General features: G+C 59.3%; 25 protein-coding genes and 1 other RNA gene. 13 read left to right on the top strand and 13 right to left on the bottom strand.

What is annotated here, in order from left to right; translation table 11 throughout:
• Nucleotides 1–32: 32 nt before the first annotated feature.
• The 5 genes from AC27VO_RS10465 (at nt 33) to AC27VO_RS10445 (ending at nt 3,208) form a co-directional block, all read left to right on the top strand.
• Complete coding sequence (locus AC27VO_RS10465; RefSeq protein ID WP_488666782.1) at nt 33–605, top strand: RNA polymerase sigma factor; 573 nt, start codon at nt 33–35, stop codon at nt 603–605.
• Nucleotides 602–1,069: a DUF3619 family protein gene (locus AC27VO_RS10460; RefSeq protein ID WP_488666660.1), complete on the top strand. Its 468-nt coding sequence runs from the start codon at nt 602–604 to the stop codon at nt 1,067–1,069. Before AC27VO_RS10465 ends, AC27VO_RS10460 begins: the two co-directional genes overlap by 4 nt.
• A gap of 164 nt (nt 1,070–1,233) precedes the next feature.
• Nucleotides 1,234–1,944 carry a DUF3106 domain-containing protein gene (locus AC27VO_RS10455; RefSeq protein ID WP_488666659.1) on the top strand — a complete coding sequence of 237 codons (711 nt, stop codon included), beginning with the start codon at nt 1,234–1,236 and terminating at the stop codon, nt 1,942–1,944.
• Between the two features lie 109 nt (nt 1,945–2,053).
• The gene (locus AC27VO_RS10450; protein WP_488666658.1) at nt 2,054–2,581 is read left to right on the top strand and encodes an RDD family protein; all 528 of its coding nucleotides are present in this window, start codon (nt 2,054–2,056) and stop codon (nt 2,579–2,581) included.
• A 30-nt stretch (nt 2,582–2,611) separates the two neighbouring features.
• Nucleotides 2,612–3,208, top strand: a complete 597-nt coding sequence (locus AC27VO_RS10445; protein ID WP_488666657.1) for an LOG family protein — start codon at nt 2,612–2,614, stop codon at nt 3,206–3,208.
• Between the two features lie 70 nt (nt 3,209–3,278).
• Here AC27VO_RS10445 and AC27VO_RS10440 read toward each other — a convergent pair whose 3' ends face one another.
• The 6 genes from AC27VO_RS10440 to AC27VO_RS10415 form a co-directional block, all read right to left on the bottom strand.
• Nucleotides 3,279–3,617, bottom strand: a complete 339-nt coding sequence (locus AC27VO_RS10440) for a P-II family nitrogen regulator (RefSeq protein WP_488666656.1) — start codon at nt 3,615–3,617, stop codon at nt 3,279–3,281.
• A gap of 52 nt (nt 3,618–3,669) precedes the next feature.
• Nucleotides 3,670–5,316: an NAD+ synthase gene (locus AC27VO_RS10435; protein WP_488666655.1), complete on the bottom strand. Its 1,647-nt coding sequence runs from the start codon at nt 5,314–5,316 to the stop codon at nt 3,670–3,672.
• 195 nt (nt 5,317–5,511) lie between these two features.
• Nucleotides 5,512–7,254, bottom strand: coding sequence for a methyl-accepting chemotaxis protein (locus tag AC27VO_RS10430; RefSeq protein WP_488666654.1), 1,743 nt, complete (start codon nt 7,252–7,254; stop codon nt 5,512–5,514).
• 219 nt (nt 7,255–7,473) lie between these two features.
• Nucleotides 7,474–9,222 (bottom strand): methyl-accepting chemotaxis protein, encoded by a 1,749-nt coding sequence (locus AC27VO_RS10425; protein ID WP_488666653.1) that lies wholly within the window; start codon nt 9,220–9,222, stop codon nt 7,474–7,476.
• 134 nt (nt 9,223–9,356) lie between these two features.
• Nucleotides 9,357–9,887, bottom strand: coding sequence for an inorganic diphosphatase (gene ppa, locus AC27VO_RS10420; RefSeq protein WP_488666652.1), 531 nt, complete (start codon nt 9,885–9,887; stop codon nt 9,357–9,359).
• 114 nt (nt 9,888–10,001) lie between these two features.
• Nucleotides 10,002–10,529, bottom strand: coding sequence for an Mpo1 family 2-hydroxy fatty acid dioxygenase (locus tag AC27VO_RS10415; RefSeq protein WP_488666651.1), 528 nt, complete (start codon nt 10,527–10,529; stop codon nt 10,002–10,004).
• Between the two features lie 273 nt (nt 10,530–10,802).
• Here AC27VO_RS10415 and AC27VO_RS10410 point away from each other — a divergent pair, with 273 nt between their 5' ends.
• The 4 genes from AC27VO_RS10410 (at nt 10,803) to AC27VO_RS10395 (ending at nt 13,687) form a co-directional block, all read left to right on the top strand.
• Complete coding sequence (locus AC27VO_RS10410) at nt 10,803–11,384, top strand: DUF2889 domain-containing protein (RefSeq protein ID WP_488666650.1); 582 nt, start codon at nt 10,803–10,805, stop codon at nt 11,382–11,384.
• A gap of 88 nt (nt 11,385–11,472) precedes the next feature.
• Nucleotides 11,473–12,609, top strand: coding sequence for a GTP 3',8-cyclase MoaA (moaA, locus tag AC27VO_RS10405; protein ID WP_488666649.1), 1,137 nt, complete (start codon nt 11,473–11,475; stop codon nt 12,607–12,609).
• A gap of 57 nt (nt 12,610–12,666) precedes the next feature.
• A complete protein-coding gene (gene mobA, locus AC27VO_RS10400) occupies nt 12,667–13,290 on the top strand; it encodes a molybdenum cofactor guanylyltransferase MobA (protein ID WP_488666648.1) in 624 nt (207 codons plus the stop codon).
• A gap of 73 nt (nt 13,291–13,363) precedes the next feature.
• Complete coding sequence (locus AC27VO_RS10395) at nt 13,364–13,687, top strand: thioredoxin family protein (protein WP_488666647.1); 324 nt, start codon at nt 13,364–13,366, stop codon at nt 13,685–13,687.
• Between the two features lie 148 nt (nt 13,688–13,835).
• Here AC27VO_RS10395 and rnhA read toward each other — a convergent pair whose 3' ends face one another.
• Together rnhA and AC27VO_RS10385 are read right to left on the bottom strand one after the other, a co-directional pair.
• Nucleotides 13,836–14,285, bottom strand: coding sequence for a ribonuclease HI (gene rnhA / locus AC27VO_RS10390; protein ID WP_488666646.1), 450 nt, complete (start codon nt 14,283–14,285; stop codon nt 13,836–13,838).
• Complete coding sequence (locus tag AC27VO_RS10385) at nt 14,282–15,067, bottom strand: class I SAM-dependent methyltransferase (RefSeq protein ID WP_488666645.1); 786 nt, start codon at nt 15,065–15,067, stop codon at nt 14,282–14,284. The genes rnhA and AC27VO_RS10385 overlap by 4 nt, the downstream gene beginning before the upstream one ends.
• Here AC27VO_RS10385 and gloB point away from each other — a divergent pair.
• Entirely contained in the window at nt 15,066–15,839 is a 774-nt protein-coding gene (gene gloB, locus AC27VO_RS10380; RefSeq protein WP_488666644.1) for a hydroxyacylglutathione hydrolase, read from the top strand. The genes AC27VO_RS10385 and gloB overlap by 2 nt on opposite strands.
• Nucleotides 15,839–17,344, top strand: a complete 1,506-nt coding sequence (locus AC27VO_RS10375; protein ID WP_488666781.1) for a transglycosylase SLT domain-containing protein — start codon at nt 15,839–15,841, stop codon at nt 17,342–17,344. Before gloB ends, AC27VO_RS10375 begins: the two co-directional genes overlap by 1 nt.
• Before the next feature lie 42 nt (nt 17,345–17,386).
• Here AC27VO_RS10375 and recR read toward each other — a convergent pair whose 3' ends face one another.
• From recR to dnaX, 3 genes are all read right to left on the bottom strand, one after another.
• Nucleotides 17,387–17,977 carry a recombination mediator RecR gene (gene recR / locus AC27VO_RS10370; protein WP_488666643.1) on the bottom strand — a complete coding sequence of 197 codons (591 nt, stop codon included), beginning with the start codon at nt 17,975–17,977 and terminating at the stop codon, nt 17,387–17,389.
• Nucleotides 17,978–18,042: 65 nt separating this feature from the next.
• Entirely contained in the window at nt 18,043–18,375 is a 333-nt protein-coding gene (locus tag AC27VO_RS10365) for a YbaB/EbfC family nucleoid-associated protein (protein WP_488666642.1), read from the bottom strand.
• An 82-nt stretch (nt 18,376–18,457) separates the two neighbouring features.
• Nucleotides 18,458–20,464, bottom strand: a complete 2,007-nt coding sequence (dnaX, locus tag AC27VO_RS10360; RefSeq protein WP_488666641.1) for a DNA polymerase III subunit gamma/tau — start codon at nt 20,462–20,464, stop codon at nt 18,458–18,460.
• Nucleotides 20,465–20,566: 102 nt separating this feature from the next.
• Here dnaX and ffs point away from each other — a divergent pair.
• An RNA gene (ffs, locus tag AC27VO_RS10355) (signal recognition particle sRNA small type) lies at nt 20,567–20,662 on the top strand.
• A 110-nt stretch (nt 20,663–20,772) separates the two neighbouring features.
• Here the strand turns inward: ffs and AC27VO_RS10350 are convergent.
• Together AC27VO_RS10350 and AC27VO_RS10345 are read right to left on the bottom strand one after the other, a co-directional pair.
• Nucleotides 20,773–21,723 carry an arsenic resistance protein gene (locus AC27VO_RS10350; RefSeq protein WP_488666640.1) on the bottom strand — a complete coding sequence of 317 codons (951 nt, stop codon included), beginning with the start codon at nt 21,721–21,723 and terminating at the stop codon, nt 20,773–20,775.
• 167 nt (nt 21,724–21,890) lie between these two features.
• Entirely contained in the window at nt 21,891–23,228 is a 1,338-nt protein-coding gene (locus AC27VO_RS10345; protein ID WP_488666639.1) for a TIGR03862 family flavoprotein, read from the bottom strand.
• A 247-nt stretch (nt 23,229–23,475) separates the two neighbouring features.
• Between AC27VO_RS10345 and trxA the strand changes: the two genes are divergently transcribed.
• Entirely contained in the window at nt 23,476–23,808 is a 333-nt protein-coding gene (gene trxA, locus AC27VO_RS10340) for a thioredoxin TrxA (protein WP_488666638.1), read from the top strand.
• The last annotated feature ends 92 nt before the right edge of the window (nt 23,809–23,900 follow it).

Raw genomic sequence — 23,900 nt, 5'->3', positions numbered from 1 at the left:
CGCGAGATTTCGACTTACCGAGCACCCCTGTCTTGGCCACTGAACAAGAGCTATCCGACTTCCTCAAAGGCGTGGAAAAACGTGCGTTCAAGCGCTCGGTTTATCACGTCCGTGATGAAGAAGCCGCTTTAGACATCGTTCAAGACAGCATGCTCAAGCTGGCGCAGCACTACGGCGACAAGCCTGCCGCAGAGCTGCCCATGCTGTTTCACCGCATTCTGTCCAACTGCACACTGGATTGGTTTCGCCGCCAGAAAACACGCAACGCCGTGTTTACGAGCATGTCAGACCTCGCACATGGCGATGACGGTGAAGATGGCGAATTCGATTGGATGCAGACTTACGCAGCCGATGCATCGCATGAAACCGCACAAAGTGCGGAAACACTCACCCAACGCACCCAATTGTTACAAAGCATTGAAAATGAAATTCAATCTTTGCCAGCACGTCAACGGGAAGCTTTCCTGCTGCGTTACTGGGAGGACATGGATGTTGCAGAGACCGCTGCAGCAATGGGTTGCTCGGAAGGCAGCGTGAAGACACACTGCTTTAGAGCCATCCAGTCGCTGAGCAAAGCGCTCAAAGCTAAAGGAATCGAGTTATGACCACACCTTCGCACCACGATGAACTTGCGGCCGAGCAATTTGCCCGAAAGCTGACTGCACGCTTGTCCATGACGCATGCGGACTTACCCTATGTGGTCACCGAACGCCTGCGTGCAGCACGTGTCCAGGCCCTGTCGATGCGCAAGCGCGGCAGCACCCCGCTGCACATCCGCCAAGCTGAATCAGCCACCTCCATTTTGGGTAATGCGGCAAGCGGAACACTGTCGCTAGGCAACCCCGGCAACGACAATACCCCTATCTGGGTACGCCGTTTGTTGACTGCGTTACCGTTGATCGCCTTGGCGGGCGCACTGACTTTCATCGGTGTGGAGCAAGACAGCCGTGCCACACTGGATGTGGCCGAAGTTGACGCTGCGCTGCTGACCAGCGATCTGCCTCCTGCCGCCTACACAGACCCCGGCTTCCAGCAATATCTGCAAGCCACGGTCTCCGACACCCCTTAAACTACGGCTGCACCCATCTCTGCCTGAGGATGGGTTTGCAAATTTACACTTGGCAATACATGCCCCTGACAGCTGATCACCCAACAACTTCGCGCACACCCTTTTTCGCCATTACCGTGGCGAGCGTATTGTTGTTGGGCTTTGCAGTTGGCGGAATCTGGAGCATGAACCAGGTTGCCATGGTGCCCAGCGCCGTGCCTGCCTATATGGCCGTCGAAGAAGGCCACACCCATCCTTCACTGAGCAGCAGCACCCATGCGCCTCAGCTGCGCCTGAGCTCTTCCGGCCCCATCTGGCGTGAAATTACCGAAGCACAGCGCCTAGTGCTGATGCCGCTGCGCGACCGCTGGGACAGCATGGGTGCGCTGGCCAAGCGCCGCTGGCTGGTGCTGGCGGATCGCTACCCTCAAATGGATGAGTCCGAGCGCAACAAGCTGCTCAGCCGCATGAACACCTGGGCCAGCCTGAGCGCCCAGCAACGCAACCAGGCACGCCTCAACTTTGAGAGCACCAAGCGCTTGTCTAATCAGGAGTTGCAGGCGAAATGGGATGCATATCAAGCACTCAGCGAGGCCGAGAAAAACCGCTTGGCTGAACAAGCACGCAAGGCCAAGGCCGCAGCCATCAAGAAAGCCAAGCGCAAGCTGGCCGTACCTGCGCCCAAAGTGCAAGCACCGAAAACCGAGCCCCTGCCAGCTCCAGCTGTGCTGGCGCCTGCCGCGACAGAAGCGTTGCCGGTGGAAACCCCCAAAGCTGCGCCATCCCTGCATTTACCGCCATTGAGCCATCCACCTGCTGCTTCTAGCCAGCCCGTGACGGTGCCCCAATCGATGCCACGCGTAGAACTTCCACCGCTGCCTGCGCCAGCTCAATAACTGCCTCCATGGCAATGCGCGACTGCCAAACAACAGCCGCCATGCACCGCAGCACAGGCACAATAGGCAGCGCCCATTCAGGGAAGATTGCTCTATACGATTCGCTCGCATGACCACCTCTGCTGCCCCCACCCTCTCACCCTCAACCCTTGCTGCCCCCAAGCTCTGGCATCGCATGGCCAGCTGGCTGTATGAAAGCCTGCTGCTGTTTGGCGTAGTCTTCGTGGGGGGCTTGGTGCTCGGCGCTGCAGGCGTGCTGTTTGGCAAACCTCTGTCGCCCACCACCTTGCAGGCACTGTTGTTCTTGGTGCTCGGTGTTTACTTTGCGTGGTTCTGGAGCAAGGGACAGACCTTGGCCATGAAGACTTGGCGCATCCAAGTGGTTGACAAGCACGGCCAACCCTTAACGCGCGTGCGTGCACTGGCGCGCTATACCTTCGCTTGGTTGTGGGTGCTGCCGCCGCTGGCGCTCGTCCAGCCCTACCACCTGCCCATGGCAGAAGTTACGGTCCTGACACTGGGCTGGGTGGCCGTATGGGCACTCCTGAGTCGCTTTCACCCACAACGCCAGTTCCTGCATGATGTGCTTGCAGGTACACGCCTAATACAAGTGCCTGCGCCTCACACAGCGACGTAAGCACGCTCTCTGCATTTTCCAAATACCGTTATGTCCTTGAAACCCCATTTCTCTATCTGCGTGTATTGCGGCTCACGCCCTGGTGAGCTGCCTGCCTATGCGCAAGCCGCACGCGCTGTTGGAACCTGGATCGGCCAACACGGCGGTCAACTGGTCTATGGCGGCGGACGCACTGGACTGATGGGCATCGTTGCAGATGCCACTAAAGCGGCCGGAGGTCGCGTGGTGGGCGTCATCCCTCAGGCACTGGTCGACAAAGAGCTGGCCAACCCCGCCTGCGACGAGCTGCATATCGTGGGCAATATGCACGAACGCAAAGCCATGATGGCGGAGCGCAGCAATGCTTTTCTGGCCCTACCCGGTGGTATCGGTACTTTTGAAGAGCTCTTTGAAGTCTGGACCTGGCGCCAGCTGGGCTATCACGACAAGCCGATTGGCCTGCTCAATGTGGAGCATTACTACAGCAGCATGCTCACTTTCCTAGAGTCCAGCGTCAGCAGCGGCTTCATGGGCGCTTGGCAAATGGATTTGATACGCGCCAGTGACAACACCACTGATTTGCTGGAGTTTCTGGTGGAAGCCTCCGGCACCGCACCAGAGAGCAAAAACCTGCGCGAAGTGCTGTAACCCAGATTGGCAAAAAGCCACAAAAAAAAGCGATCTCTTGAGATCGCTTTTTTCATGGACTCAAACCGCATCAAACTGCCGCGTCATCCAAATCGCCCGTACGAATGCGTACGACCTTTTCCACAGCGGTGACAAAAATCTTGCCATCACCAATCTTGCCGGTGCGCGCTGCGGCCACGATGGCATCCACACATCGATCGGTATCGTCGGTGGCAACCACGACTTCGATCTTCACCTTGGGCAGAAAGTCCACCACGTACTCAGCGCCACGGTACAACTCTGTGTGACCCTTTTGGCGCCCAAAACCCTTCACCTCGGTCACGGTCAAACCGGTCACACCACATTCCGCCAAGGCTTCACGCACCTCCTCAAGTTTGAAGGGCTTGATGATGGCTGTAATCATTTTCATGGTTGGGCTCCAGTGGAATATAAAACTTGGTCAATTGCGCAGTGACACGAACTTAGCGCCGAAATCCATTGGTAATGGGATTGCGCCAGTCCTTGCCAAAGCTGCGATGCGACAGGCGAGGACCAACAGGGGCCTGCCTGCGCTTGTATTCATTGATGCGAATCAGACGAGCGACACGCTCGACATTGTCGCGATCATGGCCTGCCGCCACAATGATTTCGATGGGCTCGTCATTCTCGACATAACGCGCAATGATGTCGTCGAGCACCGGGTAAGGCGGCAAACTGTCTTCGTCTTTTTGATCAGGGCGCAGTTCTGCACTTGGTGGACGCGTGATGATCCGCTCGGGAATGGGATTCAGCCCCGTTCCAAAGGGGTCGTTGGCATTGCGCCAGCGCGCCAGGTCAAAAACCCGCGTTTTCAGCACATCCTTGATGACGGCAAAGCCTCCGGCCATGTCCCCATACAGCGTGCAATAGCCCGTGGCCAGCTCACTCTTGTTACCGGTGGTCAGCACGATGGAGCCAAACTTGTTGGACAGTGCCATCAACAGCGTGCCACGGATGCGGGCCTGCAGATTCTCTTCCGTTGTATCCTCTGCCAAGCCTTGGAATTGCCCGGCCAGTGCGGCTTTGAACGCTTCGAATTGCGGCGCAATGTCAATCACATTGTGACGTACACCCACGCGATCCGCCATCTCTTGCGCATCTTTCCAGCTGATGTCGGCCGTGTACGGCGAAGACATCATCACCGTACGCACCTTGTCGCGCCCCAAGGCATCCACCGCAATGGCCAGCACCAAAGCGGAATCGATACCCCCTGAAAGGCCTAGCAGCGCTTCAGGAAAACCATTCTTGGTCACGTAGTCACGTACTGCCAACACCAGTGCTTGCCAAAGGTAGGCGTTGTCTTCCTGAGCCGCAGCAATACTGCCCGACAAGCACACTGGCTGGGCTTGCGGCTGCAGATTCACCGTGAGCAAATCTGTAGCAAAAGAGGGAGCACGCGCTGCCACTGCGCCATCGGCATTCAAAGCAAAGCTGCTGCCATCAAACACCAGCTCGTCCTGCCCGCCCACCATATGGGCGTATATGACGGGCAGTCCTGTCTCGGCCACCCGCTGTGCCAAAACAGCCTCACGCTCGGCCTGCTTACCCAGGTGGTAAGGCGAAGCGTTCAGCACAATCAGCATTTGGGCACCTGCATTTTTGGCGGCCTGTGCTGGCTCCGTGACCCATGCATCCTCACAAATCAAAACGCCTGCTTGAACACCACCGACATCGATCAGGCATGGCTGATGCTGCGGCGTGAAGTAACGCAACTCATCGAACACACCGTAATTGGGTAGCGCTTGCTTGACGTAGCTGGCCAATACCTGTCCTTGACCAATCCAGCTGGCGGTGTTGTACCGGTGCGATGTGCCTGAGACAGCCTGGGTATGGCCCAGCAACAGTGTCAGTCCTTCCAAATCTGCGGTGGCCTCCATCACTTGCTGCAATGCCTCATCACTGGCTTGCTGGAAAGATGGACGCAACAGCAGATCCTCTGCGGCATACCCACAGAGCGCCAATTCAGGCGTCACCAAAAGCGAGGCGCCTTGAGCATGCGCTTGCCTTGCAGCTTCAATGATCTTTTTTGCGTTGCCGCCCAAATCCCCAACCACCAAGTTGAGTTGAGCAATGCAGATAGAAGTGGTCATGAAAAGTGAGGCCGCGGGGCCTGAGCGCTAACAATCCATGCCACATGGGTCCACCCCAGCGGCACGTTCAAAGCATCGATTATCACCCGCTGCGGCGCCCTCTACCTGTATGGGTTTTGCAGCGCCGCTTTGCAGAAAAAAAGCCGCATTGCCAATGCAACGCGGCTCAAGCGCCATCCACACACCCATCACCCGCTAAAAACTCTCCCAATCATCCGCTTGCGCAACCGGCGCTGTCCGCGCTGCGGGGAATGCCGCACTCGGGGCAAGCGATGCATTTTTGCGTTCAGCTTTCACTACTGGCGTCAAAGTCCGCGCGGACATAGCCCCTTCCTGGCGCCACTGAACACCTGGCTTGGCGCGCAGCTCTACCGTTTTCGCTGGCCCTCGAACGGGTGCTGCAGCCTGCGTATTGAGCTTGAATACAGACACCGCATCCACCAATTCCTGGGCCTGTTTGCTCAAGCTATCTGCAGCCGCGGCACTCTCTTCGACCAAGGCGGCGTTTTGCTGCGTGGTTTGATCCATCTGCGTAACGGCCTCGCCCACTTGCGCCACGCCTTGACTTTGTTCACTGCTGGCTGCGCTGATCTCACCCACGATGTCGGTCACTCTGCGGATCGATGCCACCACCTCGCTCATCGTAGAACCAGCCTTGTCCACCAGCAGACTGCCTTGTTCAACGCGCTCCACACTGTCGGTAATCAGCGTTTTGATTTCCTTGGCTGCTTCTGAGCTGCGCTGTGCCAGGTTACGCACTTCGCCAGCGACCACGGCGAAGCCTCGGCCCTGCTCCCCTGCACGCGCTGCTTCCACAGCGGCATTCAATGCCAAGATATTGGTCTGAAATGCAATGGAATCAATCACACCGATGATGTCGGCAATTTTGCGACTACTGTCATTGATGCCGCGCATGGTATCCACCACCTGCCCCACTACCTCTCCGCCCTGCTGCGCCACAGTTGATGCATTCAACGCTAGCTGATTCGCTTGGCGTGCGTTGTCGGCATTCTGGCGAACGGTCGAACCCAACTCTTCCATAGAAGCTGCCGTCTGCTCCAGCGCACTGGCTTGTTCTTCGGTGCGGCTCGACAAATCTGCATTGCCCATGGCAATTTGCGAACTGGCCGTCGCCACGCCATCCGCCCCCACCCGCACTGTCTGCACCGTTTGAATCAAGCTGGACTGCATGCGCTCGAGTGCTGCAAGCAGCATGCCCAACTCGTCCTTGCTTCGCGTTTCAATGTGTGCCGTCAAATCGCCCTCTGCCACCCGATCGGCCACATCGACTGCATTGCGCAAAGGTCGCTGAATGGAGCGAATGATCCAGACGGCTGCCGCTATGGCAATCAGCACCGCTGCCACGCCAGAGCCCACCAACACCATCAAGGCTTGGTCATAAACCCGCTTGGCAGCGCTCACTTCTGCGGCGGCCTGCTGATTCTTGATGGCAATAATCTCAGACAGCGTTTTGGCGGAGATGTTGAACAACTCCAACGAACGCCCACCCAATACTTCACGTGCTTTTTCTCCATCACCAGAGCGCGAAACAGCAAACAGCGTTTGCATCAGCTGCACATATTCTTTGCGCTCCTCCAGCAAAAGCTCATAGGTTTTATTTTCTTTTTCGGACTTAATCAACGGTATATATTCTTTTTTGATGCCATTCATCTCCTCCTGCAAATTACTCATTTCCCGTTCAATATTTTCTTTGTAGCTGGCGCTGTCATTAAAAACATGGCGCAGCTCCAGCAAGCGAGCCTTCACCAAGTCCGTATTGAGACGATTAATCAGCTGAACACTGACCAAGATATTTTCTGTAATCCGCACCTGTGTCTGGTGCATGGAAGAAAGCTGCATGGCGGCCACACCGGCCACCAGCAACAGTGTCGCCACAAGGACCGCAAAAGTCGCCGACAAACGCGTTGAAATTTTCATAGTCCTCACTGCCTGCCTTTCTTGCGTCGCCGCGCAAAGCTCCAAATAATCTTGCAATGCAGGTTAATGGCTTTGCAACTTACAAAAAATTACCACTCATCTGCAGTAATAAGAAAACCCCAGTAAATACGCAGCGTGTCATTGCAAGGACTACAAAAAAAAGCCCCTTGCACCGACAGTGCAAGGGGCTTTCAAAAAATGATTTTCTACATCAATGCATCAAAAAGTTTCCCACTCTTGATCTTCTGCCACCTCATTTTTTACCGCTATTTTTTTACTAACAGCAGGAGCTGGCACCGTTACAGGAGGCGCCGTATGTGCCACACGCTGACTCACGGCTGGCACCTTCTCTACCTTGGGTGGCGTGTGGGCAATCTGTGCCTGCGCTGCCATGAATTTCAGCTTGAAGCTTGAAACCGCCTGCACCAGATCTTTGGACTGGCGCTGCAAACCTTCTGCCGCTGCCGCACTCTCCTCGACCAAGGCAGCGTTTTGCTGCGTTGTCTGATCCATTTGGGCAATGGCTTCGCTCACCTGCCCCACACCCTGGCTTTGCTCCTTGCTCGCAGCACTGATCTCTCCCACCAGGTCAGAAACATGGCGAATGGCGGCGACCACTTCATCCATCGTGGCACCGGCCTGGGCCACCAAATGGCTGCCTTGACCCACACGCGCCACGTTCTCGCCGATCAGGTGCTTAATCTCCTTGGCGGCCTCGGCACTGCGCCCTGCCAGCGCACGCACCTCACCAGCCACCACAGCAAAACCGCGGCCCTGCTCACCCGCACGCGCCGCTTCCACGGCTGCATTCAACGCCAGAATGTTGGTCTGGAAGGCAATACCGTCAATCACGCCAATGATGTCGGCAATTTTTTGACCGCTGGTATCGATCTCCTTCATCGTGCTCACGACCTGGCCCACCACGGAACCCCCACGCGCGGCCACCTGAGAAGCATTGAGTGCCAGTTGATTGGCCTGTGCAGCGCTGTCTGCGTTGTGGCGCACGGTCGATGCCATTTGCTCCATCGATGCCGCTGTTTGCTGCAGCGCGCTGGCTTGTTCTTCGGTACGGCTCGACAGATCGGAATTGCCCAAAGCGATTTGCTCGCTGGATGTCGAAACACCGTCGGCATTGGTGCGCACATGGCTCACCACGTCTTCCAGGCTCTTGCGCATGACGGCCAGCTCTTGCAGCAGCTTGCCCATTTCATCGTTGCCCCCCTGGGGAATGTCTTGCGTCAGATCGCCTTGTGCAATGCTGCGCGCAGCACGCACGGCCTGCTCCACAGGCACCGTCACGGCCCGCGTGATCAGCCAGCCCAGAATGGCCGCACTGAATGCACTGAGGGCCATACCCGCCAAGACCCAGATCTTGGCAAATTCAAAGCTGTGCGCTGCATCTTTTTCTGCTGCATCCGCCAATTCACGGCTCACTGCCGCCAGGCGCTCCAGACTGCCTACCAGCTGAACGTACACCGGCTCCGCAGAGCCCACATAGAAATTGGTGACCGCATCCCCCAGCAAGACGTCACCGTCGAGCTGGTTGTAATCCTTGTCTCGGGCCAGCTTGAAAAAGCTTTGCTGCTCTTGCAAATATTGTTTGTGCAATTGCAGATAGCCCGCCATCAGCTCCTGCTCTTTGGCGCTGCGCGGCAGCGAGGCAAAGCTGCTTTCATGGCCTTGGATGGCTTGCAAGGTGCTCTGAATTTTGGTGATGTAGCCCTCGGCTTCCGCCACGCTGTTCACATTCAAAATGCCTGCTTCCGAGCGGCGCAAGCTGCTCCACAGCGTGCGCAAACCACCCACATCCAGCATGCTGGGCATGGCGTGCTGCGTCACGGCCTGCGTGCTCACATGCATCTGGCGCATCTGCCACAAAGAAATACTGCCCAAGGCCAGCGTCAAAAAGCTGACCAACGCAAAGCCCAGGCCCAATTTGGCCGCCATGCGCATATTCGCCAAAACCATTTCGTCTCCAAGAAAAGTCTGGCGGGGCTGGCAGCACAAAAAAAAGTGCAGACCCCGCTCTGGGGCCTGCACATTAACAAACATTTACAGTCTTTAAAAGGGAATCGCGTGAAAACCGAGTTTCACGGCCCGACTCACGCCTTGTTGTAGCTGGCGATGCCGTCGGTGATTTCCTTCTTGGCTTCGTCGATGCCCTTCCAGCCCAGCACCTTCACCCACTTGCCCTTTTCCAGATCCTTGTAGTGTTCAAAGAAGTGGGAGATTTGTTGCAGGGTCAGCTCATGCACATCGTCCAGGATTTCGATCTTCTCGTAGGCTGGCAGAATTTTCTTGGTAGGAACTGCCAGCACCTTGCCATCCACGCCGCCTTCGTCTTCCATGTGCAAGATACCGATTGCACGGCAAGGCACCACCACGCCGGTAGGCAGTGGGAAGGGTGTCATCACCAGCACGTCCACTGGGTCGCCATCACCGGCCAGGGTCTGGGGCACGTAGCCGTAGTTCACGGGGTAGTGCATGGCTGTACCCATGAAACGGTCCACGAACACGCAGCCAGTTTCCTTGTCCACTTCGTACTTCACGGGATCGGAATTGGCAGCAATCTCGATCACCACGTTGAAAGTTTCGGGGGCGTTCTTGCCGGGAGTCAGTTTTTCAAAGGACATGATGGTTGCTCAGGTTATGAAATAGATATCCCCTTACGGGGAGAACCTGGCGATTTTAGAGGCATGCCCTTGCGTGCTTCTTGCAACCCCCTGGAATATCCGCGCAGCGCTCGGTTACAAAGCCGCCTGTGCCTGATGACGCACTGGCCCTGAGCGCGCCTCAATGGCCTGCTGCACCTCTTTGCGCAACCCCAGGGCAAAACCCATTTCGGCCAGCACGAACAGCGGGCCAATCAGCAGCCCCACGATATCGTCCATGAACGCAGGCTTGCGCCCCTCCCAGTAGTGGCCGACGAACTGAATGACCCAGCCCACCACAAACAGCCCCACACCCCAGCCCAGCCACATGGCCAATGGCTGCTGCGCCAGCCATGCGCCCACAGCTAGCATGGCCCCCAGCACCAGGGCCAAGGTCACGCCATAGCGCATGTCCAGCAGCAGGTAATACACGGAAGCGGCCAGTGTCGCGGCCACCGCTGGGCTGAAGACAAAGCCACTGCCCCCCAGCACCCAGGCAGGGCGCGAGAGCAGAATCACCACGGCAAACAAGATCATGGGCACGCCCACAAAGTGCGTGAGGATGTTGCGCCCGTCACGGTGGTAGTCGGCATACTGAGAGAGTTGGTCCACCAGGGTTTTCATCGCGGCCTCCAGGCACAGTCAATATCCGCACATGGTCTGCCGCGCCAAGCACCCTGTCTATAGGGCAAGCCCCATAAAAAATAGATAGCTAAAAGCGCAGCCTGCACCTTGGTATTTGGCTAATTTCATGCCAATTGGCGTTGCCTGCGTGACTGACACTGCACCGTGCCCTGCCCACAATGCCGACATCGCGGCCCCAGGCCTGCGCTTTCACGATCAAATTGCCATCTAGCGCTTGCTGGTCAAGCGCTGACAGCTATACAAATAACGCACATGCCTCTTTCTACGCCAACCGTGGCACGCACCCCGCAGCACATCCGCCAAGTCAACTACCGCTGCTATGAGCGCGAAGATGGCTTGTGGGACATTGAGGGAGAGCTGCTCGACACCAAGGCCATTGACCTGCCACGCCCCAACGGCCAGGGCCTGCGCAAGGCGGGCGACCCCATCCACCACATGCGCATTCGTGTCACCGTCAACACGGATCTGATCGTGCAGGCCATTGAAGCCGTGATGGAAGCGCACCCCATTCAGGGCTGCCCTGGCGCGCTGGATGCCATGCAGCGCATGGTGGGCAGCTGCATGGCCCGTGGCTGGCGCAAATCCATTGACAGCAACTTGGCCGGTGTCGCCGGCTGCACCCACATGCGCGAGCTGCTGCAAAACATGGCCACGGCCGCCTTCCAGAGCATTGTGTCCGCCTTCATCAGCAACCCCGAGATGCCCCCCGCCTACCTGGGCCGCTGCACCGGCTGGAACTTCAACGGCCCCGCCGTGGCCCAGTACCACCCCCGCTTTATCGGCTGGGTTATCCCCGAGAGCAAAGGCCAGCCCCAGCCACCCACGGCACCCTGATCCCCCACGCACGCACCACCCATGCGGCCCCGCGCCGCTAACCCTGCAGACCATACTGGCAGCGGCCTTGAGGCACAATCTTGCCCCTATGGTTGATCGCGTCATTCCCTTGGTGGAACAACGGTACGGCGTTCTGCAAGTGCCGCCCCACACCCCGCACATGCCCCCTCAGGGGCAATTGCGGGATCTGCGCGCGCGCCCTTTGCGTGACCTGCGCATCAGCGTGACCGACCGCTGCAACTTCCGCTGCGCCTATTGCATGCCCAAGGATGTCTTTGACAAGGACTACCCTTACCTGCCGCACAAAGCACTGCTGAGCTTCGAAGAGATCACGCGCCTGGCGCGCCTGTTCGCGGCACACGGCGTGCGTAAATTCCGCCTGACCGGCGGGGAGCCGCTGCTGCGCAAAGACCTGGACCAGCTCATCGCCCAGCTGGCCGCCCTGCGCACGCCCGCGGGCGATGCACTGGACATCACCCTGACCACCAACGGCTCGCTGCTGCGCCGCAAGGCCCACCTGCTGAAGGCCGCCGGTCTGCAGCGCGTGACCGTGAGCCTCGACGGCCTGGACGATGCGATCTTTCGCCACATGAACGACGTGGACTTCCCGGTGGCCGATGTGCTGGACGGCATTGAAGCCGCACGCGAGGCGGGCCTGCGCGACATCAAGGTCAACATGGTCGTCAAGCGCAGCACCAATGTGGACCAGATCCTGCCCATGGCCCGGCACTTTCGCGGCACGGGCGTGACGCTGCGCTTTATTGAATACATGGATGTGGGCGCCACCAACGGCTGGTGCATGGATGAAGTACTGCCCTCCGCCGAGGTGGTGCAGCTGCTCAACGCCGAGATGCCGCTGATCGCGCTCGACCCCACCGCCGTGGGCGAGACCGCCAAGCGCTGGGGCTATGTCGGTGCCAACGGCCAGCACGACCCATCGCTGGGCGAAATCGGCGTCATCAGCAGCGTCACCCAGGCGTTCTGTGGTGACTGCAACCGCGCACGCCTGTCCACCGAAGGGCGGCTGTACCTGTGCCTGTTTGCCGATCAGGGCTGGGATCTGCGCTCGCTGCTGCGCAGCGAGGCCGACGATGCCACCATCAGCAATGCCATGGCCCACATCTGGGGCCAGCGCAGCGACCGTTATTCCGAGCTGCGTGCCAGCCTGCCCCCCGAAGCCGCACAGGGCCGCAAACGGGTAGAGATGAGCTACATCGGCGGCTAAGCCTTTGCACAAGCGCCATACTGCGGGGCTGATTCACAGCATGGGGCGCATCGCAGCATGATTCCTTCACAAGACATCACCGGCCTGGTTCTGGCGGGTGGCCGTGGCAGCCGCATGGGCGGCGTCGACAAAGGCCTGCAAGCCTTCAACGGCCAGCCCCTGGCGCTGCACGCGCTGCAGCGCCTGGCGCCACAGGTGGGCCCTTGCATGCTCAATGCCAACCGCAGCCTGGACAGCTACCAGCGCTTTGGCGTGCCCGTACACGAAGATGTGCTGCCAGACTATGCCGGCCCGCTGGCGGGCTTTCTTACGGGTCTGAGCCATTGCACCACCGACTGGCTGCTGACCGTGCCGTGCGACAGCCCCTGCTTTCCCGAAGATCTGGCCCAGCGCATGGCCGCCACAGCCGAGCAGGAGCGCGCCACCATCGTGCTGGCCGCAGGCCCCGAAGTTGGCCGCGGTGGCACGCAGCAGATACGCCCGCAACCCGTTTTTGCGCTGCTGCACCACAGTTTGCTGGCCAGCCTGCAAGCTTTTGTCGCAGGCGGAGGCCGCAAGATTGACGCCTGGACGCAGCAACACCCCCAGGCACTGTGCCGCTTTGACCGCCCCAGCGACGCCCCACAAGCTTTTGCCAACGCCAATACGCTGGATGAGCTGCAGGCGCTACAAAATACATAACACTGCGGATTGACGGCAGCGCCCTCTGGCCGCACCATGCGGTGCTGCGACGTGTACACCCCAAGGAGAGACCATGGCTTTTGCCACCGCTTTTACCGACCCCGCACCCAGCCCTGAAGACCTGGCCGATCTGCCCGGCACAGTGGCGGTGGAATTTGGCGTGGACTGGTGCCCGCATTGCCAGGGCGCACAACCCTTCTTGCGCGAGGCACTGCAAGAGCGCCGGGACATCACGCACATCAAGATCGAGGATGGCCCAGGCCGCAAGCTGGGGCGCCACTTCAAGGTCAAACTCTGGCCCACCCTGGTGGTGCTGCGCAAGGGCGAGGAAATTGGCCGCATCACCCGCCCGGCATCGGCCCAGACAGTGGAAGAGCAGCTGCCTGTCGGCATCTGACGCCGTGCAGGCCCGTGGCGAGCGCAGCAGCGCCGCCCCTTGGCTGCTATCGCATTCAAAGCACGCAGCACCCAACAACAAAGGACTTTAGATCGATAAGTATCTGAAGTCCTTTTTACATCAGCGCTAGCCGCTACTGTTTTAGTTATTACAGTCGCCCCAGGGCTTTGTCCACGCCCTTGTTCGCCAGCTCATCGGCCTTTTCATTGCCGGGGTCACCGGCGTGGCCCTTCACCCAGCGCCACTCGATACGGTGCCCCGTCGTGGCCACCAGCGCATCCAGCTCCTGCCACAGCTCGGCATTCTTGACGGGCTGCTTGGAGGCCGTCTTCCAGCCCTTGGCCTTCCAGCCGTGCACCCACTCGGTGATGCCCTTGCGTACGTACTCACTGTCCAAGAACAGCGTCACATCGCAGGGGCGCTTGAGGGCGCGCAACGCCTCGATGACGGCCGTCAGTTCCATGCGGTTGTTGGTGGTCTCGCGTTCGCCACCAAACAACTCCTTGATGTGGGGGCCTGCCTGCAGCAACACCCCCCAGCCACCGGGGCCGGGGTTGCCCTTGCAGGCACCGTCCGTATAAATCACAACCTGGTTCAAATTTCTTTCCTTTGCGGCGCTTGCCGGCACGCGGCCGCAGGCGCGGTTTGCCCTGCCGTTTTGCGTGTGCGCCATGCAGGTTCCATCAACCGCATGCCGTGCACTTTTTTAACGGCCAGCACACAGTATGCACCGCCCAGCACGGGCCACGCCTTGTGGCCCAAGCGATCCAGCCAACGCCAGCGCTCCAACCATGCCTGGCTTTCCACAGCCGGGGCATGGCAGCCAAAATCTGCCGCCACCACATCCATGGCCAGCACCTGCAGCCAATCGCGCACACGCCAGTACGGCAGCCCCTTGCTGGCATTCAAATGCGGGGCCTGTGCACGCTCCAAGCCCTGCTGAAGCCCCCATAAACTGAAGGGGTTGAGCCCAAACAGCAGCAACCGCCCTTCCGGCACCAGCACACGCACCGCCTCACGCAAGGCTGCATGCGGGTTTTCGCACCATTCCAGGGTGTGCGGCATGACCACCAGGTCCAAACTGGCCTCTGCAAAGGGCAGCGCCTCGGGCGCGCAAAACAGCTGTGCCGCCTGCGGTGCTTGGCAAGCCGTACGATCGGGGTTTAAATCAAGGATGGATGGGGGTGCTGGCGCCGCCACCCACTGGTGGGGCATGCGGTTGTGCCGCAAGGCCTGCAACATGGGCCAGCCCAGCTGCAGGCTGTGATAGCCGAAAATATCAGCCACTGCCTCATCACACCGCTGCTGCTCCCAGTCGAGCAGGTAGCGGCCAAAAGCCTGTGCCATCCAAGGATGGTCTTTTTGACTGACCTCGTTCATGAACCTGTTGCCGTTGCCTGCGTTTTCTGACAATTACATCTGGCTGCTGCACAACGGCAAGCAAGCCCTGGTGGTCGACCCCGGCGACGCTGCGCCCGTTCAAGCTGCGCTGCAAGCGTTGAACCTGCAGTTGCAAGCCATTCTAGTGACCCACCACCATGCCGACCATGTGGGTGGCGTCGACACCCTGCGCAGCGCCACGGGCGCACTGGTTTACGGCCCCGCCTTTGAAGTGCTGCCAGAGCCCGTGATCCGTGTGGATGCCACCACCGAGCTGCAACTGCTGGGCCTGGACTGGCGCATCCTGGAAGTACCCGGCCACACCGCAGGCCACATCGCATGGTATTGCGAACCTGCTGACCAAGCCCCTATTTTGTTTTGCGGCGACACGTTGTTTTCCGGTGGCTGTGGCCGTTTGTTTGAAGGCACGCCGCAGCAGATGTATGCCTCGCTGCAGCTACTGGCGCAGTTACCACACGCTACCCGTGTGGCTTGTGCGCATGAATACACTCTCAGTAACTTGAAATTTGCCTGTGCGGTGGAACCAAGTAATACCGCACTGCTCCAATACCGCGCACATTGCGAAGCACTGCGCGCGCAGCAGCAACCAACGCTGCCTTCTACGCTGGAGCAAGAACTGGCAATCAACCCTTTTCTGCGTTGCGACGTTAAGCAGGTTGTGCAAAGTGCACAAAGCTTTCGCCCCGACACCCCAATTCACCAACCCGCAAGCGTGCTCGCCGCGCTGCGTGAATGGAAAAACGCATTCTGATGAACTTGCGCCATCTTCTCGTTGCCTTCAGCGTTGCCTGGCTTGCTGGCTGTGCGACCTCGCCATCGGCCCAGTACGACGGCCCCCTCAAGCCCATCACCCAGACCCGCACCGGCACCTCTAAAGTCGCCTCGCTGGAGTCCAACAGCGATTTGTGGGAACGCATTCGCAAGGGTTTCGCCATTCCCGATCTGGAGCACGAACTGGTCGATGCCCAAGAGCAATGGTATGGCAGCCGCCCCGACTACATCGACCGCATGACCACGCGCTCCAGCAAGTACCTCTATCACATTGTGGAAGAGCTGGAGCAGCGCAACATGCCCACCGAGCTGGCCTTGCTGCCCTACATTGAAAGCGCGTTCAACCCGCAGGCAGTCTCCAGTGCCAAAGCAGCCGGCATGTGGCAGTTCATGCCCGCCACAGGTTCGTACTTCGACCTGACACAAAATGCGTTCCGTGATGACCGCCGCGATGTGCTGGCCTCCACCAAGGCAGCGCTGGACTATCTGGAAAAGCTGCACCGCATGTTTGGCGACTGGCACTTGGCCTTGGCCGCCTACAACTGGGGCGAAGGCAGCGTGGGCCGCGCCATCAAGCGCAATGAGCGCCAGGGCCAGGGCAGCAGCTATGTCGAGCTGAACATGCCCAATGAGACGCGCAATTACGTCCCCAAGCTCCAGGCTGTCAAAAACATCATTGCGCACCCCGAGAAGTTCAACATCGAGCTGCCCAATATTGAAAACCACCCCTACTTTCAGGCCGTGGACATCAAGCGCGATATGGACGTAGAACTGCTGGCACGCTTGGCAGACGTGCGCTTGGAAGACTTCAAGGCCCTCAACCCGTCTTTCCACCGCCCCACCATTTTTGCGGGAGGCACCACCCAGGTCTTGCTGCCCTGGGACAACGCCAAAGTGTTCCAGCGCAACCTGTCGGCGCACAACGATGGCCAGTACGCCAGCTGGACGGTCTGGGTCGCCCCCAGCACCATGACGGTGGCCAATGCGGCCCAGCGCGTAGGCATGAGCGAGGCCGACTTGCGCAGCGTGAACCGCATTCCCCCGCGCATGATGATCAAGTCGGGCTCTGCCTTGATGGTGCCACGCACCTCCGAGCACCTCAACGATGTGTCTTCCCACATTGCAGACCACGGCACCCTCGCATTTGCACCGGAAATTACCGAAGTGACACGCCGCACGCCCGTCAAGGTGCGCAAGGGCGACACCATGGCCAAAGTGGCCAATCGCAATGGGGTGACGGTAGCCAATCTGGCCCGCTGGAATGACATCAAGACCACCGCCAAGCTCAGCGCGGGCCAGTCTCTGGATGTCTATAAAACCGTCAAAATTGTGGCCTCTGGAGCCAATAACAAAAAGACGGCCGGTAAAAACAGCAAGACCGTGGTCACCAAGCAATCCCGGGGCAGTACTGCCAGCAAAAAGCCAGCAGCACCCAAGATTGCCCAAAACAGCAAGGGCGGCAGCGCCACCAAGAAAAAGCGCTAAAGCGGCGCACCCACAAAAAAGCCCTGCATTGCAGGGCTTTTTTTATCGGCGCTCTACCAGCGCATGGGCAATCGTTCCCAGGTCCACATACTCCAGCTCGCTACCCACCGGCACGCCCCGCGCCAAACGGGTAACCTGGATATTGCGCCCCTGCATCAACTCCGTGACGGCGTGGGCCGTGGCCTCCCCTTCGGTGGTAAAGCTGGTGGCCAAAATCACCTCTTGCACCACCCCGTCGAGTGCCCGCTGCAGCAACTGCGGCAAGCCAATGTCTTTGGCGCCCACACCATCCATGGGAGAGATGCGCCCCATCAGCACGAAGTAGTACCCACTGTAGGCCCCGGTACGCTCCATGGCTGCCAGGTCAGCAGGCGTCTCCACCACACACAAGCGCGCCGCATCTCGCGCGACATCCTGGCAAATAGGACACACCGCATCGTGCGTGAACGTGTTGCAGCGCGTGCAATGCTGCACCGCATCCACAGCCTCCACCAATGCCCGCGCAAGCACCCGCGCGCCGTCTTGATCGCGCTGCATCAGGTGAAAAGCCATGCGCTGCGCGGACTTCACCCCCACACCGGGGAGGCGACGCAAAGCCTGAATCAAGGGATCAAGTGGTTGCAGGTCAGACATGTATCAAGCCCAAAGAAAAAGGGAAAGCGCAGCGGCTTTCCCTTGGTCAACATAACGCGCGGCAATCAGAAGGGGAACTTCATACCACCGGGCAGACCCGGCATGCCTGCAGTCAGCTTGGACATTTTTTCATTCGATGTCTCTTCAGCCTTGCGCACCGCCGCATTGAAGGCCGCAGCCACCAGGTCTTCCAGCATGTCTTTGTCTTCGCTCAGCAAGCTGGGATCAATGGTGATGCGCTTGACATCGTGCTTGCACGTCATCACCACCTTGACCAGACCGGCACCCGACTCGCCTTCCACCTCGACGTTACCCAGCTCTTCTTGCGCCTTCTTCAGGTTGTCCTGCATGGTTTGAGCTTGCTTCATCAAGCCGGCGAGTTGTCCTTTGTTGAACATGGTTGGTTTCCTTTGTTTGTCACTTAAAAATCAGTTGGGGCCAATGGTGCCACGACTTGGCATGCCCCAGTCTTTGTTTAGCTTATACCGGGCGAATGCTTCCGGGCACGATGGTAGCGCCCAATGTCTGCTGCAAGTGCTGCACCTGCGGGTCATGTATCACAATCGCCTCGGCCTGTTTTTGGCGGGCCTCGGCGTGGGCTTTGTTGCGCAGAGCTGGCGTGTCTGACACGGCACCGTTTTCCACATGCAAGCTGGTACACGCCGTGATAGCCGCCAAGGCTTTGAGCAGCCGCTCACGTGGCATGGTTTGATTGAGGGACGTGCGCTGCACGCGCAATGACCAGGTGCCGCCATCTTGCCCCATCAGTTGGGACTGCATGGCCAGCTCCCGCACGAGTGCGGCAATGGCCTGCGCTTCATCAAGCTGCGTGACGATGGCATGCCATGTGTCTCCCAGCGGCGTTTGCACCAACGCTTGACCATCGTCCTGCGCCACCGTCTTGCGTTGCACCACCGGCGCGGCAGGGGCTGCTTCTTGCAGAGGCTCTGCAGGCACATCGTCCCACACCGGAGGCTCATCGTGGCCATAGGCAGCTGGAGCCTCCATGGCCTCGGGCGGCAGATCCTCCCAAGGTGGGGGCATGCCGTCTTGCTCTGGCTCTGCCTCGGCTGTACTCACAACCTCTGACTCTAGCGCCGCCTCCACAACCGGCTGCACAGAACGTGCGGCAGGAACAGCCTCCACTACGGGCTGTGGCTGTGGCTGTGGCTGTGGCTGTGGCTGTGGCTGTGGCTGTGGCTGTGGCTGTGACTGTGACTGTGACTGTGACTGTGACTGTGACTGTGACTGTGACTGTGACTGTGACTGTGACTGTGACTGTGACTGTGGTGCAGCGTGGGGCTTGGCCGCAGGCAGCTCAGGAAGATTCAGTGTTTTTTTTTCAGCCGCAGGTGCCGCAGCACCTGTTGAGACAGCGCCTTTCGGCTTGAACGCCAGCAAACGCAGCAGCGCCATGGTCAGCGCCGCGTACTCATCCGGCGCCAGGCCCAGCTCTTGGCGACCATGCAAGCAGATGCTGTAGAGCAGCTGGGTTTCATCGGCGGGCAATGTTTGCGCCAGATCTGCCATGGTGGCCGCATCTGGGTCTGCGGCATCCACGGCTGCCGCCATATCAGGCACGGCTTGCAGCACCGCCATGCGCTGCAGCACGGTGGTCATCTCTTCCAACGTGGATGCAGCAGCCACCCCGTTGTGGCGCAAGGCATCCACCATCTCCACCACCGTACGTCCATCGCCTTGGGCCAAGGCCGCAATCAGGCGGAACACATAGCTGCGATCAACACTGCCCAGCATCTGGCGCACCGATACCTCTTGCAGCTGGCCACTGCCAAACGCAATGGCCTGATCGGTCAGCGACAGCGCATCGCGCATGGAGCCGCGCGCGCCACGCGCGAGCAGTTTCAATGCCTGTGGCTCTGCCGGTATGTTTTCTTTGGCCAGCACCTGGGTCAGGTGCTCGAACACCGTCTCCGGCGCCATGGGACGCAGGTTGAACTGCAGGCAGCGCGAGAGCACCGTCACTGGCACTTTTTGGGGATCGGTGGTTGCCAGCACAAACTTGAGGTACTCGGGCGGCTCTTCCAGCGTCTTCAACATTGCATTGAAAGCCGTGTTGGTGAGCATGTGCACCTCGTCAATCATGAAGACTTTAAAGCGCCCCTGCACCGGCTTGTACACCGCCTGCTCCAGCAGGCTTTGCACCTCATCCACCCCGCGGTTCGATGCGGCATCCAGCTCGATATAGTCTGGAAAACGCCCGCTATCAATTTCAGTACACGCTGGGCATACGCCACAAGGGGTTGCGGTAATTCCACCTTGCCCATCGGGCCCCGTGCAATTGACCGACTTGGCAAAAATACGCGACACCGTGGTCTTGCCCACGCCGCGCGTGCCTGTGAACAAATACGCATGGTGCAAACGCTGCTGCGTGAGCGCGTTGCCCAGCGCTTGCACGACGTGCTCCTGCCCCACCATTTCGGCAAAGTTGCGAGGACGGTATTTACGGGCGAGCACGAGATAAGACATAAGGGCGAATTCTACGGGCTGTAGGCTTGGCATCCTCGACATGGGTGGTTTATCTGCACGTGTCACTTCTGTGTGACACAAACCCCTCTATAATCCATCCCTGACAGCCCCCCTCGCATGGGGAAGCAGCCAACCGGGTCAGGTGGGGAACCAAGCAGCCCTAACTGTGAAACCAGTGCCGAGGTAAGGGTTGTCAACTTCATTCAGGGATTTCTTTGGCCATCAAAGAGTACACATCCCGCACCCCACCCACACCAAGATCGTGACCAGCAAGACTGCTTGCCGGCACTACTGCGTGTGCTCGACGTTCAGCGCAGTTTGGCAATCCACTTGATGTAAACCAGCTCGCTCAGCAGTTCCACCAGCGTTTGCAAAACAATCACGGCGGGCAGCACAGGAATGGCGCCTGGCACAGCCAATGCCAAAGGCAGCACCACCAAGGCATTGCGCGTGCTGCCACTGAAAGTGACTGCACGCGCTGCGGGCGCCGCCAACTGAAAGCATTGGGCCACGCCCCATGCCACGCCCGGGGCCAGTACGGCAAAAGCCAGGTAGACCGGCAGCACCTGCCATGCAGCTTGGCCCGCCGCCTCCAGCTGCGGAACGACGGCAGCCACCACCACAAAAAGCACCCAGGCTGTCGCAGGCACAGGCAAGCACCCCAAGACCACGCTGGCACGCTGCCCCCATGTGGAGCGGGCAGCCCACCACTGCGTGCAGGCCGCCAGCATCAGCGGCAGCACAATCAATTCAACAAAGGTATCGACAAAAGGCCCCGCCTGCACCCAGGCAGCCGCATCAGTGCCCAGCATGCCACCCAGATAGAGGGGCAAAAGCAGCATTTGCACCAGCAGCAGCACCGGGGTGGCAGCCAGCAGCAAGCGCGCATCGGCCTTGCCCATGTGGGCAAAAGTGACGACGTAATCCACGCACGGGGCCAGCAGCACGAGCAAAACACCAAAACGCAGCAAGGGGTCTGCGGGCAGCGCATGGCTCAAACACCAGACCAGCAGTGGTATCGCCACAAAATTGGTGACCAGCAGCGCACACAGAAAACGCCGGTGCGCCGCAGCAGCGCGCAGTGCAGACAGCGGCACTTGCAAGAAGGTGACATAGAGCATCAACGCCAGCGCAGGGTTGATCGCACGCTCCAGCGCCTGCGTGCCGCTCACCAGCAGCGCGGCACACACAGCCACGGCCACGGCGGCTATGTAAATGGGGGCTTGGAAACGCTCCAGGGCATCACGAACAATCGACATGCGCGCATTGTCGCTGCCTGGCAGCCATGCCGCCTACGCGGGCGATTACACCCTGTGCATTCTCGGCAAACATTCTAAAAATATAGCTGCTTGCGCCGACCATTCCTAGGTTTCAGTTTTAAATCCACAGAAAACCCATATTTATCTAGCGCTAGCAGCTATATTTTTTATTCTTTTACATATGCCTGCATGCCACGCGCAGCACGCATCCCGGTGGCAAAACAGGCGGTAAGCAAGTAACCCCCTGTGGGCGCCTCCCAATCCAGCATCTCGCCTGCACAGAACACGCCAGGCAGTGCTTTGCACATCAGATGCTCATCCATGGTCGACCAGGTCACACCACCCGCAGTGCTGATAGCTTCATCCATGGGGCGCGCCGCCACCACGGTGATGGGCAGGCACTTGATGGCCTGTGCCAGCTTGATGGGGTCTTGCATGGTTTCTTTGCTCAGCACTTCATACAGCAAACCGGCCTTCACCCCATCCAGGCCCAAGCGGCCCTTCAAGTGGCTGGACAGACTGCGCGAGCCACGTGGGTGACGCACCTCTTGCAACACCTTCTCGGCCGAAAATGCGGGCAGCAAATCCAGCTCGAACGTGGCACTGCCACTGCGACTGATTTCATCGCGCAGCAGGCTAGAGACGGCATATACCAGACTGCCTTCCACCCCCGTGGCCGTGGCTACAAATTCGCCACGACGCTCAAAGCTGCGCCCCAGGCTGTCGGCAAAACGAATCGCCACCGACTTCAGCGGCGCACCCGCAAAACGCTCGGTGAACACCGCGCTCCAGCCCTGGGGCTGTTGCGGCTTCATACCAACCAGCTCTTGGAAGAAAGCACGGCGGGTTTCTGTCTGCGGCGTGGCAGCCGCAGCCTGGCCCACATCAAAACCGCAATTGGACGACTGCAACGCCGCCACATCCACGCCTTGGGCCTGCAACAGCGGCACCCAGGCGCCATCCGAGCCCAGGCGTGCCCAACTGCCACCGCCCAGCGCCAGCAGCGTGGCCTTGGCTTGCACAGGCAGCACGCCTTCGGCCGTCTCCATCAGCAGCGCTTGCTCTGCGCCCCAGCCTTTCCACAGATGGCGCATATGAAACACCACCCCTTGCGCGCGCAAACGTGCCAGCCAGGCGCGCAGCAAAGGCGCCGCCTTCATGTCTGTGGGAAACACGCGCCCTGAAGTCCCGACGAACGTCCCAATCCCCAAGCCTTCCGCCCAGGCACGCAATTGCTCTGCGCAAAAATCTTGCAGCAGTGGCTGCAACATCGACTGGCTGTCGCCGTAGCGCTCCACAAAACGCTCGAACGCCTCCGAATGCGTGAGGTTCAAGCCCCCCTTGCCTGCCAGCAAGAACTTGCGCCCCACCGATGCCTTGCCATCAAACACATGCACCTGCATGCCCTGGGCCGAAAGCACCTGCGCCGCCATCAAGCCGGCAGGCCCTGCGCCCACAATGGCAACATCACACTTCAAAGCTGGCAGCAGCGCGGCAGCAGACATAGACAACCCAATCTTTCACAAATACATGGCGTGCAAACGCCAAAGGGCAGGCAGCATAACGCGCCCACGAAGACCCAGCCTCTTGCGCGCCCAAATAAGCACCATTGCGCGCAGCTATAAGCGTCATAGGTGTTTTTGCCCAGCCATAACGCACGTCCGGACATTCGTTTCTGTCACAATTATTCGAACGTTTTTCTGTGCGCAGTGGAGCGCACTCGCCCCAACATACACAACAAGGAACAATTCCATGGCAAGCGAACTCATCAAGCATGTCACAGACGCCAGCTTTGAAGCCGATGTGCTACAGCCTGGCAGCACGGTGCTGGTGGACTACTGGGCCGAATGGTGTGGCCCCTGCAAGATGATTGCACCTATTTTGGACGACGTGGCCAAGACCTACGAAGGCAAGATCACCATCGCCAAGATGAATGTGGACGAAAACCGCGCCATCCCTGCCAAGTTCGGCATCCGCGGCATCCCCACACTGATGGTCTTCAAAAATGGTGAACTGGTTGCCACCAAGGTCGGCGCCATGGCCAAGCCTCAGCTGACCGCTTTCATCGACCAGCAAATCGGCTAATCGCCCCTCCGGCCAGAGCCTGCATCACGCGCGCTCTGGCCCGTACGCTCAGGCCTGTGTCCACCTGACGCCACATCTTTGCAAATTGCCAG

Source organism: Comamonas sp. 14P8.1.4 (assembly GCF_057799285.1).
This window is presented reverse-complemented; position numbering and strand designations above follow the sequence as displayed.

Bases quoted from the DNA above. Each gene is read 5' to 3' on its own strand.
- AC27VO_RS10375 (WP_488666781.1), top strand. From the start codon at position 15,839: ATGAACTTGCGCCATCTTCTCGTTGCCTTCAGCGTTGCCTGGCTTGCT.
- AC27VO_RS10365 (WP_488666642.1), bottom strand. From the start codon at position 18,375: ATGTTCAACAAAGGACAACTCGCCGGCTTGATGAAGCAAGCTCAAACC.
- AC27VO_RS10425 (WP_488666653.1), bottom strand. From the start codon at position 9,222: ATGGTTTTGGCGAATATGCGCATGGCGGCCAAATTGGGCCTGGGCTTT.
- dnaX (WP_488666641.1), bottom strand. From the start codon at position 20,464: ATGTCTTATCTCGTGCTCGCCCGTAAATACCGTCCTCGCAACTTTGCC.
- AC27VO_RS10445 (WP_488666657.1), top strand. From the start codon at position 2,612: ATGTCCTTGAAACCCCATTTCTCTATCTGCGTGTATTGCGGCTCACGC.
- AC27VO_RS10460 (WP_488666660.1), top strand. From the start codon at position 602: ATGACCACACCTTCGCACCACGATGAACTTGCGGCCGAGCAATTTGCC.
- AC27VO_RS10455 (WP_488666659.1), top strand. From the start codon at position 1,234: ATGAACCAGGTTGCCATGGTGCCCAGCGCCGTGCCTGCCTATATGGCC.
- mobA (WP_488666648.1), top strand. From the start codon at position 12,667: ATGATTCCTTCACAAGACATCACCGGCCTGGTTCTGGCGGGTGGCCGT.
- AC27VO_RS10450 (WP_488666658.1), top strand. From the start codon at position 2,054: ATGACCACCTCTGCTGCCCCCACCCTCTCACCCTCAACCCTTGCTGCC.
- AC27VO_RS10430 (WP_488666654.1), bottom strand. From the start codon at position 7,254: ATGAAAATTTCAACGCGTTTGTCGGCGACTTTTGCGGTCCTTGTGGCG.
- AC27VO_RS10410 (WP_488666650.1), top strand. From the start codon at position 10,803: ATGCCTCTTTCTACGCCAACCGTGGCACGCACCCCGCAGCACATCCGC.
- gloB (WP_488666644.1), top strand. From the start codon at position 15,066: ATGAACCTGTTGCCGTTGCCTGCGTTTTCTGACAATTACATCTGGCTG.
- AC27VO_RS10440 (WP_488666656.1), bottom strand. From the start codon at position 3,617: ATGAAAATGATTACAGCCATCATCAAGCCCTTCAAACTTGAGGAGGTG.
- recR (WP_488666643.1), bottom strand. From the start codon at position 17,977: ATGTCTGACCTGCAACCACTTGATCCCTTGATTCAGGCTTTGCGTCGC.
- trxA (WP_488666638.1), top strand. From the start codon at position 23,476: ATGGCAAGCGAACTCATCAAGCATGTCACAGACGCCAGCTTTGAAGCC.
- AC27VO_RS10395 (WP_488666647.1), top strand. From the start codon at position 13,364: ATGGCTTTTGCCACCGCTTTTACCGACCCCGCACCCAGCCCTGAAGAC.
- AC27VO_RS10385 (WP_488666645.1), bottom strand. From the start codon at position 15,067: ATGAACGAGGTCAGTCAAAAAGACCATCCTTGGATGGCACAGGCTTTT.
- AC27VO_RS10435 (WP_488666655.1), bottom strand. From the start codon at position 5,316: ATGACCACTTCTATCTGCATTGCTCAACTCAACTTGGTGGTTGGGGAT.
- moaA (WP_488666649.1), top strand. From the start codon at position 11,473: ATGGTTGATCGCGTCATTCCCTTGGTGGAACAACGGTACGGCGTTCTG.
- AC27VO_RS10345 (WP_488666639.1), bottom strand. From the start codon at position 23,228: ATGTCTGCTGCCGCGCTGCTGCCAGCTTTGAAGTGTGATGTTGCCATT.
- ppa (WP_488666652.1), bottom strand. From the start codon at position 9,887: ATGTCCTTTGAAAAACTGACTCCCGGCAAGAACGCCCCCGAAACTTTC.
- AC27VO_RS10415 (WP_488666651.1), bottom strand. From the start codon at position 10,529: ATGAAAACCCTGGTGGACCAACTCTCTCAGTATGCCGACTACCACCGT.
- AC27VO_RS10350 (WP_488666640.1), bottom strand. From the start codon at position 21,723: ATGTCGATTGTTCGTGATGCCCTGGAGCGTTTCCAAGCCCCCATTTAC.